14 protein-coding genes and 3 tRNA genes are annotated in these 19,082 nt (G+C 50.3%); 8 read left to right on the top strand and 9 right to left on the bottom strand.

Annotated elements, in window-relative coordinates; all coding sequences use genetic code 11:
• Nucleotides 1-7 precede the first annotated feature (7 nt).
• The 7 genes from RIC05_RS16910 to RIC05_RS16880 all read right to left on the bottom strand — a co-directional run bounded on the left by RIC05_RS16910 (nt 8) and on the right by RIC05_RS16880 (nt 8,236).
• Nucleotides 8-592 carry an anthranilate synthase component II gene (locus tag RIC05_RS16910; RefSeq protein WP_350045788.1) on the bottom strand — a complete coding sequence of 195 codons (585 nt, stop codon included), beginning with the start codon at nt 590-592 and terminating at the stop codon, nt 8-10.
• Nucleotides 589-1,989, bottom strand: coding sequence for an aminodeoxychorismate synthase component I (gene pabB, locus RIC05_RS16905; protein ID WP_350045787.1), 1,401 nt, complete (start codon nt 1,987-1,989; stop codon nt 589-591). Before pabB ends, RIC05_RS16910 begins: the two co-directional genes overlap by 4 nt.
• 212 nt (nt 1,990-2,201) lie before the next feature.
• Nucleotides 2,202-4,868 carry a valine--tRNA ligase gene (locus tag RIC05_RS16900; protein WP_350045786.1) on the bottom strand — a complete coding sequence of 889 codons (2,667 nt, stop codon included), beginning with the start codon at nt 4,866-4,868 and terminating at the stop codon, nt 2,202-2,204.
• A 90-nt stretch (nt 4,869-4,958) separates the two neighbouring features.
• Nucleotides 4,959-5,573 carry a DUF2497 domain-containing protein gene (locus tag RIC05_RS16895; RefSeq protein WP_350045785.1) on the bottom strand — a complete coding sequence of 205 codons (615 nt, stop codon included), beginning with the start codon at nt 5,571-5,573 and terminating at the stop codon, nt 4,959-4,961.
• A gap of 122 nt (nt 5,574-5,695) precedes the next feature.
• Nucleotides 5,696-7,048 carry a TolC family outer membrane protein gene (locus RIC05_RS16890; protein WP_350040897.1) on the bottom strand — a complete coding sequence of 451 codons (1,353 nt, stop codon included), beginning with the start codon at nt 7,046-7,048 and terminating at the stop codon, nt 5,696-5,698.
• Between the two features lie 146 nt (nt 7,049-7,194).
• Nucleotides 7,195-7,518: a rhodanese-like domain-containing protein gene (locus RIC05_RS16885; protein WP_350045784.1), complete on the bottom strand. Its 324-nt coding sequence runs from the start codon at nt 7,516-7,518 to the stop codon at nt 7,195-7,197.
• 64 nt (nt 7,519-7,582) lie between these two features.
• On the bottom strand, nt 7,583-8,236 hold the full coding sequence (locus RIC05_RS16880; protein WP_350045783.1) for a protein-L-isoaspartate O-methyltransferase family protein: 654 nt from the start codon (nt 8,234-8,236) through the stop codon (nt 7,583-7,585).
• Between the two features lie 470 nt (nt 8,237-8,706).
• Here RIC05_RS16880 and RIC05_RS16875 point away from each other — a divergent pair, with 470 nt between their 5' ends.
• From RIC05_RS16875 to RIC05_RS16850, 6 genes are all read left to right on the top strand, one after another.
• Complete coding sequence (locus RIC05_RS16875) at nt 8,707-11,151, top strand: methyl-accepting chemotaxis protein (protein ID WP_350045782.1); 2,445 nt, start codon at nt 8,707-8,709, stop codon at nt 11,149-11,151.
• 169 nt (nt 11,152-11,320) lie between these two features.
• Nucleotides 11,321-11,394 (top strand) — tRNA-Cys (locus RIC05_RS16870).
• A 4-nt stretch (nt 11,395-11,398) separates the two neighbouring features.
• Nucleotides 11,399-11,474, top strand: a tRNA-Asn gene (locus tag RIC05_RS16865).
• 359 nt (nt 11,475-11,833) lie between these two features.
• Nucleotides 11,834-11,909, top strand: a tRNA-Asn gene (locus RIC05_RS16860).
• A gap of 72 nt (nt 11,910-11,981) precedes the next feature.
• Nucleotides 11,982-12,299: a hypothetical protein gene (locus RIC05_RS16855; protein WP_350045781.1), complete on the top strand. Its 318-nt coding sequence runs from the start codon at nt 11,982-11,984 to the stop codon at nt 12,297-12,299.
• Nucleotides 12,300-12,502: 203 nt separating this feature from the next.
• Nucleotides 12,503-15,193 carry a bifunctional acetate--CoA ligase family protein/GNAT family N-acetyltransferase gene (locus RIC05_RS16850; RefSeq protein WP_350045780.1) on the top strand — a complete coding sequence of 897 codons (2,691 nt, stop codon included), beginning with the start codon at nt 12,503-12,505 and terminating at the stop codon, nt 15,191-15,193.
• A gap of 81 nt (nt 15,194-15,274) precedes the next feature.
• Here the strand turns inward: RIC05_RS16850 and RIC05_RS16845 are convergent, their stop codons facing one another.
• Complete coding sequence (locus RIC05_RS16845) at nt 15,275-15,712, bottom strand: MerR family transcriptional regulator (protein WP_350044342.1); 438 nt, start codon at nt 15,710-15,712, stop codon at nt 15,275-15,277.
• A gap of 120 nt (nt 15,713-15,832) precedes the next feature.
• Complete coding sequence (locus RIC05_RS16840) at nt 15,833-17,326, bottom strand: right-handed parallel beta-helix repeat-containing protein (protein ID WP_350045779.1); 1,494 nt, start codon at nt 17,324-17,326, stop codon at nt 15,833-15,835.
• 194 nt (nt 17,327-17,520) lie between these two features.
• Between RIC05_RS16840 and RIC05_RS16835 the strand changes: the two genes are divergently transcribed.
• Complete coding sequence (locus RIC05_RS16835; protein ID WP_350045778.1) at nt 17,521-18,306, top strand: DUF4198 domain-containing protein; 786 nt, start codon at nt 17,521-17,523, stop codon at nt 18,304-18,306.
• 117 nt (nt 18,307-18,423) lie between these two features.
• On the top strand, nt 18,424-19,050 hold the full coding sequence (locus RIC05_RS16830; protein ID WP_350045777.1) for a NikL family nickel/cobalt ECF transporter subunit: 627 nt from the start codon (nt 18,424-18,426) through the stop codon (nt 19,048-19,050).
• Nucleotides 19,051-19,082: the final 32 nt, after the last annotated feature.

The raw sequence follows: 19,082 nt of genomic DNA, 5'->3' as shown, positions 1-19,082 counted from the left end.
GTTCCCTCTATCTTGATGTTTCGGGCATGCAAGCTAGGTTCATGAAATTTACCAACAACTCATGTCCCTGCTCGGTCAAAACCGATTCCGGATGAAACTGCACACCAAATATCGGAAGTTCCTTATGGGCAAACGCCATTACTTCTCCTTCTGGTCCTGTTGCAGTTTCGACCAAGCTGCCATCGTCTGGCAATTCGACAATAAGTGAGTGATAGCGCGTTACTTGCAAAGGATTATTTAATCCGGCAAACAATCCTTTGCCGCTATGACGAATTTCAGAAGTCATCCCATGGACCGGGCGTTTTGCCCGGCGTATTGTTCCACCAAACGCCTGCGCAATTGATTGATGACCAAGACAGACACCCAGCATTGGGAATTCTGATTTAAGCGTGTCAATCAGCGACAGGCTATTTCCCGCATCATCGGGCCCACATGGTCCGGGGGAGAAAATAATGGCCTCTGGTCCTAATGCACGGACTTGATCGGCATTGATCTGATCATTGCGTACAACCATGACCTTGCGGTCTAATTCTTCAATGTAGCGCGCCAAATTGAAAACAAATGAATCGTAATTATCGATGAGAAGGATCACGTGAAATCACCCTCATCAAGACCAAACAGCTCAAACATCTTCGTCGCTTTGATCAATGTTTCTTCGTATTCAAGTTCAGGATCACTGTCAGCAACAATGCCTCCACCAACATTAAAAGCCATCCGCCCGCCATTCACACAAAGCGACCGAATGGCAATGTTGGTATCCATCGCACCATCAAAACCCAGATACCCAATCGCCCCGCAATAGGCTCCGCGGGTTGTCCCTTCTAGGGCGGTGATTATTTCCATCGCGCGAATTTTTGGTGCACCTGTGATCGATCCGCCGGGAAAGCTTGCCCGCAACAGATCCACAGCGGACTTACCGGTCTGTAAATTCCCGGTCACTGTCGAAACCAAATGATGCACATTCGCGTAACTTTCCAACGCACAGATCGCAGGTGTTTTGACCGAATGGGGTTTGCAAACTTTTGACAAATCATTGCGCAAAAGATCCACAATCATAATGTTTTCCGCCCGATCTTTCGGTGAAAGCATTAATTCCTGTGCCAGTTCTGCATCGCTTAACGGGGTTTCCCCGCGCGGACGGGTTCCTTTGATGGGCTTGGTTTCAACCTGCCCTTTTTTGACCTTTAGGAACCGTTCAGGAGAATTCGATAAAACAGCTACATCCCCAAAATTCAGGAATGCCCCAAACGGTGCCGAACTGATCTCTCTTAGGCGGCTATACAGGCTAAAACGGTCGGGGATAGAATCTGTGTCATATTCCGCCCGAAAGCTTTGCGACAAATTTGCTTGGAAAATATCGCCCGCAAAAATGTAATCAATCACCTTTTGAACCGAACTTTTGAAACTTGATCGATCAAAGTTCGACTGCCAAGCTGTTCTTGATGGTTTGTGCGGCACGGTCGGAGCATCAATTAGCGGCCGCGCAAGACGCAGATATTTACGCACCAATGCCATCCGTTCAATCGCACGCTTTTCACGCGCGGGGCCAGTTTCCTCGGGTGTGCCTGTGGAAATCAGCCACATCCGACGGCCTTCCTGATCAAACGCAATCACGAGATCATAAATACCAACAACCATGTCGGGCATCGAAAGCCAGTCATCCACAGCAGTCGGCAAAACTTCTGTCTGATGGGCCAATTCATACCCGAAATAACCCACGGCCCCACCTTGGAAGGGTGGCAGGTCATCATGGCTTTCCTGCTGGTAACGTGAAAGCAACTCACCCAGCACATCAAACGGATCGCCCGGCACAGGGAAACCATCAAGCATCACCTGGCCATTTTTCGACGTCAGCTTATGGATCGGTGACATAACGATATAGGAAAACCGATCCCGATCACCGGAATCGAGAAAATGACTGTCCGCAAACGGCGCAAAAGCACCATAGGCATCAACAGGTTCGATATAGGGGCATTCTTCGACAAGCATTGGCAGTGGCATTCTTGCGGGACAGAATTCAGTCTGTGCCAATTCATTGGATCAGCACAGTTCCTGTCATTGACATGGTAGCGCTAATCTATGCGATTCTTCGTCGATCTGGCGAAGACTTTTATCTTCTTACTGTTATCGACAGCTACGTTAAAAAAACAAAGAGGCCAGCCCGCGAAGGCTGACCTCTTTGGATAAAGTTCAGGATCAAATTACATCGATGCGATGCGTTCAAAAGCTTCATTGAGTTTGGCCAGCGTATCGCGGGCCTCCTCAAGCTTGGCTTTTTCAGCAGTCACGATGTGTTCAGGCGCACGGCTGACGAACTTCTCGTTCGAAAGCTTGCCTTCCTGTGCTTTGATATACTGATTTTTGCCCTGAATTTCTTTTTCAAGTCGCGACTTTTCAGCCGCCACATCAATGAAATCTGCAACCGAGACAAAGACAGCGACACCGTCGACAACTGTCTGGATTGCACCCTTGGCAATGACTTTGACATCTCCCTGCCCTTTGAAGGCTATTTCAGCAACGCGGGCCAGACGTTTAACCTGTGCTTCTTGTGCCGCAACGGCAGCTTTCATCGCATCACTTGCATCAACCAGATAGATCGGCACTTCTGCCGCCGGTGGGACGTTCATTTCGGAACGAACACCCCGAATGTCACCGATCAAACGAATGGCAAGATCAACTTCTGCCTCAGCGTTGCGGTCGATCAACCCTTCATCGAACTTCGGATAGCTTTCGGAAATCAGCATTTTGCTGCGATTGTCCGATATTTTTTCCCAAAGTTCTTCGGTGATGTAAGGCATGACCGGGTGCAAGATCAGCAAAATCTGATCCAGAACCCATGCCGTAACCGCACGAATTTCTGCCTTGGCTTCTTCGTCATTGCCCATCAAAACCGGTTTGGAAAGTTCCAGATACCAGTCACAGAACGAACCCCAGACGAACTGATAAGCCGCACTCGCCGCATCATTGAAACGATACGTTTCAATACCCGTCCCAACAGCTTTGGACGCTTCAACCGTCTTGCCGACGATCCAGCGTGCCAGTGTTGATTTCACTGAAGAAGGATCAAAACCAGCAATCGGCTTGCATTCGTTCATTTCGGCAAAACGCGCCGCGTTCCAAAGCTTGGTCGCAAAGTTGCGATATCCTTCAACCCGGTTTGCGGCAAGCTTGATATCACGCCCCTGAGCCGCAAGCGCGGTCAAGGTGAAGCGGAGTGCGTCACAGCCGTATTCGTCGATGATTTCCAACGGGTCGATCACGTTGCCCTTGGATTTCGACATTTTCTGGCCGTTTTCATCACGCACCAGCGCGTGGATATAAATTTCCTTGAACGGAATTTTCCCATCCATGAAATGCATACCCATCATGATCATCCGGGCGACCCAGAAGAAAATGATGTCAAAACCGGTAACCAAAACATCGCCCGGATAATATTTATCCAATTCCGGCGTTTTGTCGGGCCAGCCCAACGTCGAATATGGCCACAATGCCGAAGAGAACCAGGTATCAAGAACGTCAGTTTCCTGGGTCAGTTCAACATCTTTGCCGTAATGCGCCTTGGCACTCGCAATGGCTTCTTCTTCGGTTTCTTCTACGAAGATTTCACCATCCGGACCAAACCATGCCGGGATACGATGCCCCCACCAAAGCTGCCGTGAGATACACCATGGCTGGATGTTACGCATCCATTCAAAATAGGTATTTTCCCAATTCTTCGGCACAAACCGTATGCGGCCATCTTCAACAGCCTCGGTGGCCGGTTTGGCAAGAACTTCTGCATTCACAAACCACTGATCGGTCAGATATGGCTCAATCACAACGTTTGAACGGTCGCCATATGGGACCATGTGAACGGTGTCTTCAATTTTCTCAAGCAGCCCCAGCTCATCCATCTTTGCAACGATAAGCTTGCGCGCTTCAAACCGGTCGAGCCCGCGATATTCTTCAGGCGCTTCGTCGTTAATGCAGGCATGGTCATCAAGAATGTTGATCTTTTCCAGATCACACCGCTTGCCAACTTCGAAGTCATTAAAATCATGAGCCGGGGTGATTTTCACCGCACCGGATCCCTTTTCTGGGTCGGCATATTCATCAGCAACAATTTTGATCCGGCGACCGACAATCGGCAGAATGCAATACTGCCCAATCAGGTCTTTGTAACGATCATCTTCCGGATGAACGGCAACACCGGTATCGCCCAGCATCGTTTCCGGACGCGTGGTTGCAACTGTAATGAATTCACCGTCGCGGCCTTCGATCGGGTATTTGAAATGCCAATAATGGCCTTTGACTTCTTTCTGAACGACTTCAAGATCGGAAATCGCGGTCAGAAGTTTCGGATCCCAGTTCACCAAGCGTTTGTCGCGATAAATAAGGTCCTGTTTGTGCAGGGTAACAAAAACCTTACGGACAGCAGCCGATAGGCCTTCGTCCATGGTGAAACGTTCACGTTCCCAATCTGGCGAGGCGCCAAGACGACGCAACTGGTTGGTGATGGTTCCGCCGGACTTTTCTTTCCATTCCCACACTTTTTCGACGAACTTTTCGCGGCCAAGATCATGGCGCGTAACATTCTGTTCGCCAAGCTGACGCTCAACAACCATCTGGGTTGCAATGCCTGCGTGGTCAGTGCCGGGCTGCCACAGGGTGTCCTTGCCGGTCATACGGTTATAGCGAACAAGAACATCCTGAAGCGTAAAAGTAAGCGCATGCCCCATATGGAGGCTGCCGGTTACGTTGGGTGGCGGCATCATAATGACATACGGGTCGGCTTTTGAGGCCGAATCGCTGGCAAATGCCCCCGATTTTTCCCATTTATCGTAAAGTCTGCCTTCAACGTCGGCCGGGCTGTAGGTCTTCTCCAACATGGTCTTTTGATCCGCTGCGGGTTTAATCATTTATACAAAGAAAAAGCGGCGCACCTCGGGCGCGCCGCTTTAATTCAACTGTCGGCTCGCCTAGAGGTCTTCGGCACGGCTTACAATCCGCTCGATTTCCTTTTTCACAAGGCGTTCGATCATATAGGGCAGGTTTTCGTCAAGCCATTCCTTAAGAAGCGGACGCAACATATCGCGCACCAAGTCTTCCAAGGTAATGTGCCCTGCATTTAGTCCGAGCGTAACTGCGCGTTTTTTTGCAACAGCTTGTGCCAGTTCCGAGATGGTCCCTGTCGCTGAAGATTCCGTCATATTGGAAATCAGCGGCTCTTCATCATCCTCGTCATCATACAAGGCCGGCATTGCCGGTTCTGGCTCTGGTTCGTCAAATTCGTCTTCAAGTGGCGGCAAATCGTCTTCAAGCGGAGACTCGTCGAAGTCGAGCATATCGTCGAGTTCCAGATCTTCTTCCGGCTCGTCAAGATCAAGTTCTTCGGGTTCCTCGTCAAACTCAAGTTCTTCGGGTTCTTCATCGAGAACGAGTTCGTCGATTTCTTCTTCGGGTTCTGGCTCAGGTTCGGGTTCCGGCTCTGGTTCCGGCTCCGGAGTTGGTTCGGGTTCAGGAGCGGCTTCCTGTTTTTCTTCGTCACCCTCATCTGCAAGAATTTTGCGGATCGACTGGAGGATGTCCTCCATTGAAGGTTCTTGTTGCCCGTCACTCATAATTAAAATTCCGCACTAGTGTCATTCAACCAGATCGACCCGAACGTTGCTCTCAGGACAGGATGTCAAACATCCTGTCCTGAAGTTTCAACAAGTCAGTCTGTTCCCCACCACTGGTCCTTGACTTTATTATAGTTGGACTCAGTGTCGTAAATTTCGACCGGCAGACCAAGGACCTGCGCATTTAACGCCCCCAAGGCAGCCTTAACCTGGAATTCGGCAACCGCGGCATCGCGACGCGACCCAACAAGGTCCACACGTGCCTGCAGCAATTCCTGTTCCTGATCAAGAACATCAAGAACAGTACGTGATCCGACAGATGCTTCACGCTGAACACCATCCAAGGCGACTTCTGCCGAGGAAACCTGTGCCTGCTGCGATTCAATGCTTGCCCGTGCAGTTACAAGGGTTTCCCATGCACTGGTCGCATTTTCGATCACGGCACGGCGTGATTCATCAACCTGAATGCGCGCCTGCCCAGCAGTCTGCTTTGCCGAACGCACGCTCGAGAAAACTGCACCTTGCTGATAAAGCGGTACCGAAACCGATGCAATGATATCAGCACTGTCAGATGTGAATTCTTCGGTTGAACTTTCATGTGCACGCTCAACGCCTGCAGAAAGATTAACTTCCGGGTATAATGAACCTTCGTTCAGACGGACATCCGATTTCGCGGCTTCTTCAGTGTAAAGAGCCTGCAAAACATCCGGGTGCTGCCCTTGCGCAATCGAAAGAACATCCGAAACACTGGTCGGAAGACCGGCAAGCGGGTTTGGAATCTCAAGATTGCTTGGCGGGTTGCCGACAAGACGCTCATACTGAGCACGCGTATTGGCCAACGCACCCTGCGCCGAAATCAGATCAGCCTTCGAACCCGCAAGGCGTGCTTCTGCCTGCGATACGTCGGTACGCGTAACTTCGCCGACAGCGAAGCGATCACGCGTTGCTTCAAGCTGACGTTCAAGAACACGAACGTTGTTTTGATTAAGCTCAACAACCGCAGTATCACGCAAAACGTTGAAGTAGGACGTTGCCACCTGCAACATCACATCCTGTTCCGTAGAACGCAAAGATGCGCGTGCGGCTTTAATCCGCGCCTCGGCGCGCTCGGTTTCTGCTGTTGTACGGCCACCACGATAAAGCGGCTGGGTAACATCCAGACCAAGAGTATAAGGTGTCAGGTTGTTGTTCGTCTTGGTACCGTTTGCATCCGTTTCCAAGTCACGGAAACCGGCATCGCCAGAAAGCGTCACACTCGGACGCCAGTTTGACAATGCCGTTGAAATTTCTTCGTCGCTTGAGCGCAAAGATGCACGCCCAGCTTCAAGTGTCGGGTTGCTCTGATATGCTTTAATAAGAGCGTCCTCAAGACTTTCCGCAGATGCACTACCAGCAACCGTTGCTCCGGTTGCGAGAATACTGCAAGTCAGCAAGAACCGTTTTATCATTTATCTACCCTTGTAAAATCCTACACCAAGTCCCGACCCCGGCGCAGTTTCACGTATGGTAACGATGGAACGAAAGTTTTCCAAGAAAAGAGGCGCTTGGAATGCAAAAAAGTATTTTTGCCCCGTTTCCTCCATCGTCACATCATCTAATCGTAGCGTGTCATATCAGGCTCCACTTCAAGCGCCCAAACATCTATACCGCCAGTAACATTAAAAACATCTTTAAATCCGTAATCCTCAAGGAACATACCCGCATGACGACTGCGAACGCCATGATGACATATGATCGCAAGAGTTTTTCCAGATGGAAGTTCATCCACCCTGCCCGGCAAATTCGATAGCGGAATATGCCTGGCACCGTTGATCATACAGATTTCGACTTCCCAGTCTTCACGTACATCCAACAAGACAATTGCCCGATCCTGTTCAAGTTTCGCAGCAAGTTCACGACAACTTATTTCTTGAACCATCGGGTCCTATCCACTGAACGCTATGTAAAAAGAATTGCCCGGAAGAACCGATCAATTCAAAAGATCAAAACACAAAGCTGTCTACCGGCTCAAAGCCTGGAAGATATGGGATATTGGCATCGAACAGATCACGATGACCGATAACACCATTTTCGCGTTCATAAAGACGTGCGACGCCGACTTTTCCAGCTTCACGAACAACTGCCAACAGACGACCGCCCTCAGCCACTTGTTCAAGAATGCCTGCCGGAACCTCCGCAACCGCACCATCAAAGACAATCACATTGTATGGCGCCTGCTTGGCATAGCCAGCAGCAAGATCACCTTCAACAACGATGACGTTATCGTAATTGGCGTTCTGGAAAGTTTTTTCAGCTGCTGCCGCCATTTCCTTGTCGCTTTCGACAGAAACAACCGTTTCCGCAACACGGGAAATCAATGCGCTTCCATAACCAAAGCCTGCACCAATCACCAAAGCAACATCTGTCTCGGCGATTTCCGCACATTGCATCAGGCGGGCAATCACCATCGGCTCCATGGCGAAACGCCCGCCACCGACCGCGATATCTTCATCGACATATGCAATGCCACGCTTGCCTTCTGGCAGGAACTGTTCGCGTGGAACTTCCTCCATCGCAGCGATGACCAGCGGATCGGTAACCTTGTTGGTCCGAACCTGATTTTCCACCATATTATGGCGCGCGATTTGGTAATCCATGATTATCTGACCTGAAAATTCTCGCGAGAAAGAGACCACGAACGCGCTTTTTTATCCCCAAAACCGTTCGCAGTTATCGCCATGTTTATAGTCAGCACATAGGCAACTGACAACATCCGATCAACAGCAACCAAGCAATTTGGCAATAAAAACGATTAATAAGCGGTCCATCTCCGCGTCAAACGTGAATTTACCCTAGCAGTTTTCGCGTATCCGCATGCTGCTTAGAGCCAAATACATATTTGATGCGTGATTGATACAGCGCAATGCCGCCAACAAAAAATATAGCATCATCAGGCTTGTATTGCGTTTTACGTGCAACAACATTTGAATTTACTACTCGAGAGCGGACATCTGCTAGCAAGAATTTAACGAGCAGATGTATAGAATACGGGGACTTATGAATTTTTTGGTCGGATATTCAAACCTACTCCAACCAGTTCGAAAATTATCAGTGGGGGCAACTAACCATGCGTGACAATGGTCCGGTAACCAATCGCGAAGTCGTAATGAAAGATAAGGACATCCTTGTGTCTGGCACAGACATCGGGGGCCGCATCACGTTTGCGAATAAGTCCTTTATCGATATTAGCGGCTTTGAGGAAGATGAACTGATTGGTTCACCGCACAACCAGGTGCGGCATCGCGACATGCCAAAAGAAGCCTTTGCAAACCTTTGGGAAACGATCAAAGGCGGCCTGCCCTGGCAAGGACTGGTAAAAAACCGCTCGAAGAATGGCGATCATTATTGGGTGCGCGCCAACGTCACCCCAACGATTGAGAATGGTGAAACCGTCGGCTTTATATCCATTCGAACCAAACCGACTGACGAAGAAAAGCGTCACGCCGAAGAAACATATGCAAAACTGCGAAACGGCAACGGCCAAAATATCGACCTCGAATATGGTGAAATCACCGACACCAGCCCAAAAGCAAAGTTCAAAGAATTCATCGCCAGCATCAAGGGTAGCCTGAGCCTTGCCTTCGGAACCATGTATGTTTTGATGCTCGTATTGGCTGGCTACGCCCTTTACGGTGAATATCAAACCGAAAAATCATTGGAAGACATCTACGAAAACCGTGTCAAACCGCTGAACCTTCTCAAACAGGTCTCAGATGACTATGCCGTGTTTGTCGTCGATGCGTCTCATAAGGTCAGGAACGGCAACTTCACATGGCAGGAAGGCATTGAAAGCCTTGATACCGCCGAAAAGCGTATCAAGGATAACCTTGAAATCTATTTCGCCAGAACAATAGACCCTACTGAAGTTGACATCATTGCCAAGGTCAAAAGTCTTATCCCGCCTGCTGACGATCTGATCGGACGCCTGCGCACAATTTTCCAGAAAAAAGATACTGCCGCCCTTGATGCACTGGTAAAGGATGAACTTTACCAAGTCATTGACCCTTTGACTGAACAGATCGGCAATCTGTCTATTACACAGAATGGCATTGCAGCGATCAGTGTTGAATCTGCTGAAGAGTTATTTTGGACCAGCGTCATTGTTGAAACTGTACTACTCATCGCTGCTGCGATCATGACCCTGATTTACGGTAGCTGGCTAGTCCGTAAGTTCCGTCGCCCACTTGATGAAATGGAAGTCCACTTCGAAGCGATTGCGCGCAATGATACACGCCACTTCATCCCGCTTCCAACTGTGCCTGACTTCAAATCGCTGACCCGCCAACTTCGTGCCCTGCATGCAAAACTTTGCTACGCCAAGCTTGAGCGCGAGGAAAATGAAAACAAGGCATCCGCACAGCGCGTCGGCGCATTGCGCGGCCTAGCTGAGACCGTGGAAAAAGAACTCCAGAAAGTCGTCCAAGCAATTATTGATCAGACTCAGCGTCTTAATAGTTCTGCGAGCGAGATGGCCGGATCATCCGAACGAGTTTCGGAAAATTCCGAAAGTGTTGCTGCCGCCGCGCACGAAGCTTTGGCCAACGCCGAAACCGTTTCTGGTGCGTCTGAGGAACTTGCAGCTTCGATCCGTGAAATCACCCGGCAGATCGAAGAAGCAACGACCCTGACATCTGAGGCCAACAAGGCGGGGGAAAGTGCTGAGGAAACAGTTAGCTCACTTAAGGTAAGCGTTGATCGCATCGGCGAGGTCGCCGAACTGATCAGTAACATTGCAGCACAAACAAATCTTCTTGCGCTTAACGCTACGATCGAAGCCGCGCGTGCTGGTGATGCAGGTAAAGGCTTTGCTGTTGTCGCTCAGGAAGTCAAAAACCTCGCCAATCAAACGGCGAAATCGACAGAGGAAATCACGCGTCAGCTTGGCGAAATCCAGAATGTGACGGGGTCGGTTGTCTCGACCGTACAGCAAATGACAGCAAGCATTCGCCGCGTTGATGAAGTTGCCTCAAATGTTGCCGTCAATGTGCGTCAACAGGATGATGCGACGCAAGAAATCGCACGAAACGTTGTACAAACAGCCGAAGCATCCAACGAAGTCACCGAGAAGATCGGACATGTTGCATCCGAAGCACAGGAAAACCTTAAACGTGCAGCACAAATGAACAAGATTGCGGAAGAAGTTGATGAAAGCATCGCCGAGCTACGCGAAACACTCGTCCGAATCGTCCGTACCGCGACACCGGAAGTCAACCGTCGCAAAGATCCGCGCATAGACGTCCAGCTGGCTGTCACAGTCACCGTTGGCGGAAAATCCATCAAAGGCCAGACCATCGATCTTTCAAAGGGTGGCACAAAGGTCAGCCTTGAAGAACCAATCACGCCGGGCTCCAAAGGTCAGATCATGATCACGGGACCAAATGTAACCCTGCCGTTCGAAGCGGAAAATGTGTTTAATACGATCGCGAACCTTGACTTTGCACCACACAAGGACCGCGAAGAAAAGCTTGGACCTTGGCTGACACGTCGTTTCGGTAATAAGGCTGCTCAATAAACCACGGCACGCCTACGTTTTGCTTCGCATCATCGAACCGCCCGGGAAATGTTCCCGGGCGGTTCGTCTACTTTCAGGCGGATAATCAATACGCTGTTCAAAAAATGTAAAATTGGGTGCTTGACGGGTCGCATTCGATGGGGATATACACCGCTCCAGCCAACGCGAAGGCGCGATGGCGGAGTGGTTACGCAGAGGACTGCAAATCCTTGCACGCCGGTTCGATTCCGGCTCGCGCCTCCACTGATCCGGCATAGCTCAGTTGGTAGAGCAAATGACTGTTAATCATTGGGTCGCAGGTTCGAGTCCTGCTGCCGGAGCCAAAAACCCCTGGAACTTTGTTCTGGGGGTTTTTGCTTTTGGCCCCTGCTCTTCTTCCGGTCTTGCGACAAGAAACATCAAAACATTCGACCGCTCGGTTCCATTTTTGCGGATGTCCAGCGCCACGCAAAATCTAAGGCCCGCATTTTTAACCTTAAGAACATAAAAACATTATCGTTTGCGGATCAATTCAACCTCACACCCAATTAAACCTGCCCCACGATTAACCCAAAGGCGCACCAGACCTTCCCACATGGAAAAAGACGTCCTTTCGGCCCGATTTTCGCAAAAAAGGTCTTGCGGCACTCCGACTGTTTGATTATACACCTGCCACGCGCTTCAGACGGAGTGCGAAACCTGATCCGGCATAGCTCAGTTGGTAGAGCAAATGACTGTTAATCATTGGGTCGCAGGTTCGAGTCCTGCTGCCGGAGCCAATTAAAAAAGGGACCGAACATTTCGTTCGGTCCCTTTTTCTTTTAGCACGTCACAAAATGGATCAGCTCGTCATGAAAACCGTGAAAATTGAATTACGCGAAGTCAAACTTGGCATCCTGTCTGGCGCGACCAAAGGTTGGTTGATCGTTGGCGAACAAGACATTATTCACGGCATGGCGCATCCGATTGACGGTGAACTCTTCACCATTTCATCGACGACCGATCCACGCATTCAGGCATTCGGCTGGTGCCCGATGTTTGATAGCCTGGCCCACGTGCAAAATGATCTTGAAATTGCATTGGCAATGTCATCTGCCGCCGAAGTCGAAGAATGGATCGAAGAATCTGAACGGTTTGACGACGAAGGTCATCAGGGGCATTTGCACTAACGCCGCCTGCCCATTGGCGGCAGCGACACAAAACTTTGTCACCTCAATGCTTTATTGATGCACAGCAAATCAATATACTTGTCCTTGGCTTAATATCGCGCAGCCTTACAACATGGTATGCTGCCATATCCCGGCAATCATAGTGTCTGGTCATTACGCGGCAGACACCCCTGCCGCCCACAGGACAACGCGGGAAGACGGCGATGAGCACAATTAACCTCGACCACTTGTTCAAACCAAAATCGGTCGCCGTGATTGGCGCATCAAACCGTCCTCACTCGGTCGGGCATGTCCTGATGAGAAACCTTTTGGCGGGTGGATTTAACGGGCCGATTATGCCGGTCAACCCGCACAGCCAATCCATTGGTGGCGTTCTCGCCTATCCCGACGTGAACAGTTTGCCTGTGGTGCCCGAACTTGCCGTAATTTGCGTACCGCCAAAGGCCGTCATTCCAGTGATGGAATGTTTGGCTGAAAAAGGCTGTCTTGCCGCAATTGTTCTGACAGCCGGGCTTAGTGCTGAACAACATGACGACGGCCGCACAATCAAACAGGCCATGCTTGACATCGCAGCGAGCAAAAAGATGCGGCTGCTTGGTCCGAATTGCTTGGGCCTGATGGTCCCCGGCATCGGCCTGAATGCAAGTTTCAGCCATCAAAGCATTGGCAGCGGCAAGATCGCGTTTGTTTCACAGTCCGGCGCCCTTTGCACCGCCGTTATTGATTGGGCATCAGCGCGCGGGATCGGGTTTTCTCATTTCATATCGCTTGGTGAATGCGATGACGTCGATTTTGGCGATGTGATCGACTATTTGGGTTCTGATCCGGACACCCGCGCGATCATGCTTTACATTGAATCAATCCATGAACGTCGAAGCTTTATTTCAGCAGCTCGGGCAGCATCGCGCAACAAACCTATCCTATGCATCAAGTCGGGGCGATTTGCTGAAGGCGCGGCTGCGGCTGCGTCACATACGGGCGCACTTGCCGGTGCGGATGACGTCTTTGATGCTGCAATCAAGCGTGCAGGCGTCTTGCGTGTTTACACAGTCAGTGAAATGTTCTCTGCGGCTGAAACACTTTCACGCATGCGTCCCTTCCGCGGTGACAAGCTTGGCATTGTAACCAACGGCGGCGGGATTGGCGTTTTGGCCGTTGATGCCCTGATTGAGCGGCACGGCCATCTTGCACAGCTTGAAGATGCAACAATTTCATCCCTTAACGACGTTCTGCCACCAACATGGTCGCATGCGAACCCGGTCGATATCATTGGCGACGCGACGGGTGAACGTTACGCTGCTGCAATCGACAAAATGCTTGCCGACCCAAATATCGACAGTTTGCTTGTCATGCATGCCCCGACCGCAATCACGAACCCGGTCGAGGTTGCGCAAGGTGTGATCGATAAGATCAAGAACAGCAAAAAGAACATTCTTACCAATTGGGTCGGTGAAGCGACTGTCGCCGAAGCCCGAAACATGTTCTATGCCGCAGGTATTCCGACCTATCGCACACCAGAAAATGCCGTTGCTGCGTTTCAGCATATGGTTAATTTCCGGAAATTGCAGGATCTGTTGATGGAAACCCCACCATCCGTTCCACGCGATTACACGCCTGAAACGGATAAGGCGCGAAGCATCATCCATGCTGCTATTCATGCCGGCCGGGAAATGCTGACGGAACCAGAAGCCAAGGCTGTTCTGGAATGCTATGGCATCAACACGGTTAAAACCCTGGCCGCCAGCACGGTCGATGACGCGGTTAATATAGCAAACGACATTGGATATCCGGTTGCACTTAAAATCCTGTCAGATGATATCAGTCATAAATCAGATGTCGGCGGTGTCGCACTTAATTTGGAAAGCAGCGAAGAAGTCCGAAATGCAGCGGCAAAAATGCTGCGCACGATCGAAAAGAAATTCCCGGATGCACGTCTTCGGGGCTTTACCATTCAGGAAATGGTGAAACGATCTGGCGCACGTGAACTGATTGTCGGCATGACGACGGATCCAATCTTTGGCCCGGTCATCCTGTTTGGTCACGGTGGTGTCGAAGTTGAAGTCGTGCGCGATCGGGCTATGGCCTTGCCCCCGCTGAATATGAAGCTTGCCCGCGAACTGGTTGAAGGCACACGGATCTATAGGCTTCTAAAAGGCTACCGCGATGTGCCGCCTGTTAATCTTGAAGACCTGTTCATGACACTCGTGCGCCTGTCGCAACTTGTTGTCCACCTTGGAGAAGTCATCGAACTTGACATGAACCCGCTTCTTGCCGATCAGAACGGTGTGATCGCACTTGATGCCCGTATCAAGGTCACCCCGAAAGTGATCAGCGATGATCGACGTCTTGCCATTCATCCTTATCCAAGGCATCTGAAGCAAGAATTGGTGATGGATGATGGAACGACGTACCTGCTACGTCCGATAAAACCCGAAGACGAACCAGATCACTACGAGTTCATGTCTAAACTCACCCCCGAAGACATTCATTTTCGGTTCTTTGGCTCTGTACGGGAACTACCGCATTCCGAAATGGCACGTCAGACCCAGCTTGACTATGACCGCGATATGGCCTTCCTCGCGATTGTGCCAAATGGACCGGAAGAAGGCCAAATTCACGGCATGGTGCAGGTCGTGATCGACCCCAATAACGAACATGCAGAATATGCCATTATGGTGCGCTCCGACATCAAGGGGCGTGGCCTTGGTCGGGTGCTGATGGAACAGATGATCGAATATTGTCGTAAGAAAGGTACTGAAACCTTTATTGGTCAGGTCCTGCCGAACAATCGGCGTATGCTGACCCTTTGCGAAAAACTTGGCTTTAGCCGCAAGTTCATTCCCGACGAAGACGTCTTTGAAGTGACCTTGCCACTTCAACGTGATCCGCATTGATAGTGCACATTGCCCGATATGCGAAAAAACCAGGCGCAATGCCGGGCTTTATTGTTGGCATCAGGTTTTGAAGCTGCGCAATCAAACGCCTTCTGCAACCAGTCTGGCGCGGATATCGGCAACAGCCTTTTCAGGGTCAATGCCACTTTCACGCAGACTAACCGCGGCTTCGTTCTCGATTTTTCGAAGCTCCCCCAAAGTGGTCTGAACATCCTCAAGCTGCTGTTCAAGCTCTGCGATCCTGCGACGACCAACCACCATCAAATGTGCCAATTGTTCGGTACGCGTACGGTCTGCATCGTAAAGGTCGATATATTCTTTTATGTCTTCCAGTGAAAAGCCAAGCCGCTTGCCGCGTAGAACCAGCATCAGACGCGCACGGTCACGATAGTTGTAAACGCGCGTCGCACCGGCGCGCTGCGGGGCAAGTAGGTTTTTGGTCTCATAGAACCGGATCGCACGCGGCGTGATATCGAACTCTTCGGCCAACTCGGTGATACTGTAAAGCTTGTCGTTCATGGTTTTTCTTGTTTGATGACGATAATGGAACAACATCGCAACATTCGGACATTTCAGTCAATATATTTACGCTTACGTCACCTTAAAACACCCAATTAGCCATATTACGATCACGTCGTTTCAATCCGTTGGCAGGGGCAATGACCGGACATAATCAAGGTCAACAGGAACGTAATCCGGTCCGTCAATAAATCGCCCATTTGTAATCGCGCCGGGCCAATTGCAAGCACGACTTACCCATACATTGCCATCGGGCATTGGTATGATGATATCATTTTCATAACCCACTTGATATTCCATCCGCAGATCAAAATTCCCGGCTAATCCATCAACGAACACTGGACCATGCGCCGGGCGTGGGTCGATTAAGACATCATCATATCGATCAAAGACCGCTGGATATGTACCGTGATTGGCAAGGTCGCCCGTGAACTTCACTGGTAAAGGCGGTGTCGCAGACAGATCCAACCCGTTCTCGTCGCCAAAGAAAGTCTGGTCTAACGGCATTAAATCTTCTGGCAAGGTTTCTGGATTTGCGTGTTCGATAACATTGCGTGCATTGGTCAAGCCACGCGTTGTCCCCTTCTTTATGTATTTCTGACGCAAGAAAAAGCTGTTGTGCATACAAACCGATATGTAATCGGGTTGTGCAACAACACCGCCCTTCCCCAATTTGAAAACGGCTCCGCCGTTATTTTCATCGCCTTCCGGTCCAGGTCGGCTATCAAACCAGCAAACATTTGAAAAATAATACCAAAACCCACCGCGCACACCGTCCTGTGAAAACAGCTTGTGGCAATTATAGAACCGGTTCCGGCCAATCCACCAACCAACAGCCGTGGCTTCGGGCTCGACTGGATTGTCCCGGATATAGCTGAAATGATTGTCAAAAATTCTCACATCACGGTTATAGGTCCCGACCGGCGCATCAAGGTTATCTGCTGAGACATCCATCCGCACCCCGTTATAGCAATCCCGGATGTCGTTCCGCGCTATTTCGACGTCACCGGCAATGTCATCCGAGCCAAAAAATGCCCCGTTGAGATAACGGTATTTGACCTTGATGACGTTACCGTCTTTATCCTTTCCATCATGGATTTCATCCCACCGGATTGTGCGCCACATACTCTGATCCTGAACCCAGCGACATTCCACAATGGAAATCCGTTCACTTCGCAAACCGTTTGCGTAAAACGCGTAAGTGCCCTCGGTAATGCCAAGTCCCTTGAAGGCTAAGCTGTGGCTGTTCTCGATATATATTGCACTTGGCCATGCGCGGGTGATGCTGAGCTGCTCTATCCGGATATGGGCGACATCAATCAATTGAAATACGGCAAAACCGTCGCGTCCCGGGTTACTTGCAGACACAGTCGCGTCAGGTTGTTTTGCCGCATCAATCACGACCCCCGTTTCGCCACGAACAATAATCGGGTTCTCAAGAGTTCCGTCTCGGGGAAATCTTAAAGGATGCTCAAAGCTATATTCCCCTGCGATCATGCGGATGATCTGCCCCGGTTGGCTTTGCGCAATTGCTTTATCCAGCGTGGTTGTTGACCTTAGTCGATCATCAATCCAGTGATCTGCTCCATCCACCGAGACGTAAACAATGTCCATACCTACCCGCTCCCTATTTTTGTGCCTACTTCCCAGAACGATAACGCAAAACAATTTCATCCGTCATCAATTTGAGTAACGGATGAAATTATCAGTCATACTTTTTGATTTTTTGTATGAAACCATTTAAATCAGTAATGTGCTTTGGGCAAACCTCAGCTTCCATGCAGAAAATCCAGAATAAAGGACCATCAATGTCCCTCGTCACCGGACTAGTTTCAAAGGTATCGCTGTCTCTTGTCATCGCCGCATCCTTCACGGCAACCGCACAGGCCCATTTTCAGAAACTGATCCCATCAACCAATGTCGTTGATCAGAACACAGGGCGACAGATCACCTTTGATGTGACATTCACCCATCCAATGACCAATGGACCGGCGATGGACATGGCCGAGCCGCTTCAATTTGGCATGCAATATGATGGGGTAAAGACCGACCTCTTGGGCGCGCTTACCCCAAAGACGGTTGATGATCACGCGGCCTTTGATGCCGACGTCACCGTGAAGGCGCCAGGTGGTTACGCCTTTTATATCGAACCGGCTCCTTACTTCGAACCGGCTGAAGGCAAATATATTATCCAGTACACCAAGACCATTATCGATGCCTATGACTCGGGCGAAGATTGGGATCAGATGGTTGGTTTCCCTGTTGAAATTGAACCACTTACCCGTCCATACGGCATTTGGACCGGCAATGTGTTTTCAGGAATGGTGCGGCACAACGGTACAGCTGTTCCGTTCGCCGAGATTGAAGTTGAGTATGCCAATGACGGCAGCATCACCCTTCCTAATGCGACCTTTGCAACACAGGTCATCAAGGCCGATGCCAATGGCATCTTCCACTATGCAATGCCCAAGGACGGCTGGTGGGTTTTTGCCGCCCTGATCGAAGACGGCACCATGGCTGCACCAAATACAAACAAACAGGTTCCCGTCGAACGTGGCGGCGTTTTATGGGTAAAGACCGACCCCATGAATTGATTTCAACGGACGGGTGGGAACGCCACCTGCCCGTCCTTATCCGTCCCGAATATCCCGTCACTTTGCTGTCAACCAAACTGGCTTAAAACCATGGCTGTGCTCCCCCGCAGAATTCTGATGTTTCTGATCCTGTTATGTGCCGCATCAATTGGCACTGCACAGGCGCACAACCTTAATGTCTTTGCGATGAGTGACGGCAACACCATTGAAGGCTATGCCTATTTCACTGGCGGCACCCGCGCACAGAATGCCAACATCGAATTACGGGACAAAACGGGTCAAACGATTTTCGCGTCAACCGCAGATGAACAGGGAAGCTTTGCCCTGCGCGTGAGTCACCGGACCGATTACATTGTCTTTACCGACACCCACGATGGTCATGTGGCAAAATTCAAACTCTATGAGAACGAATTTTCTGAAAGCCTGCCTCGCCCGGGGCCAAATGATACGATTACGGTGAGCACACTTGAAACAACCCTTCCTGATCAGGGTTCAAAAATTCCTGCTAACACCACCCCCAAACCACTCGTCAGCACCGAATTGGACCTGAATAGCCTTTCAAAAGACGAGCTGACAGGCTTGATCAACCGTGCGGTTGCAAGGCAGATCGGCCCATTGCGTCAGGAAGTAAATTCCTATCGAAATGATGTGCGAATGTCAGATGTTCTGGGCGGAATTGGCGTGATTATTGGTATTTTCGGCGTTTGCGCCTGGGTGGTTGCTCGGCGGCAAGCCGCCCGCTGACAGCGCCCCATCCGTCAAGACGGACAGAATAG

Source organism: Thalassospira sp. (assembly GCF_040218635.1).
GTDB lineage: Bacteria > Pseudomonadota > Alphaproteobacteria > Rhodospirillales > Thalassospiraceae > Thalassospira.
Note: the sequence above shows the minus strand (reverse complement) of the source record. Positions and strands in the feature narration are given on the sequence as shown.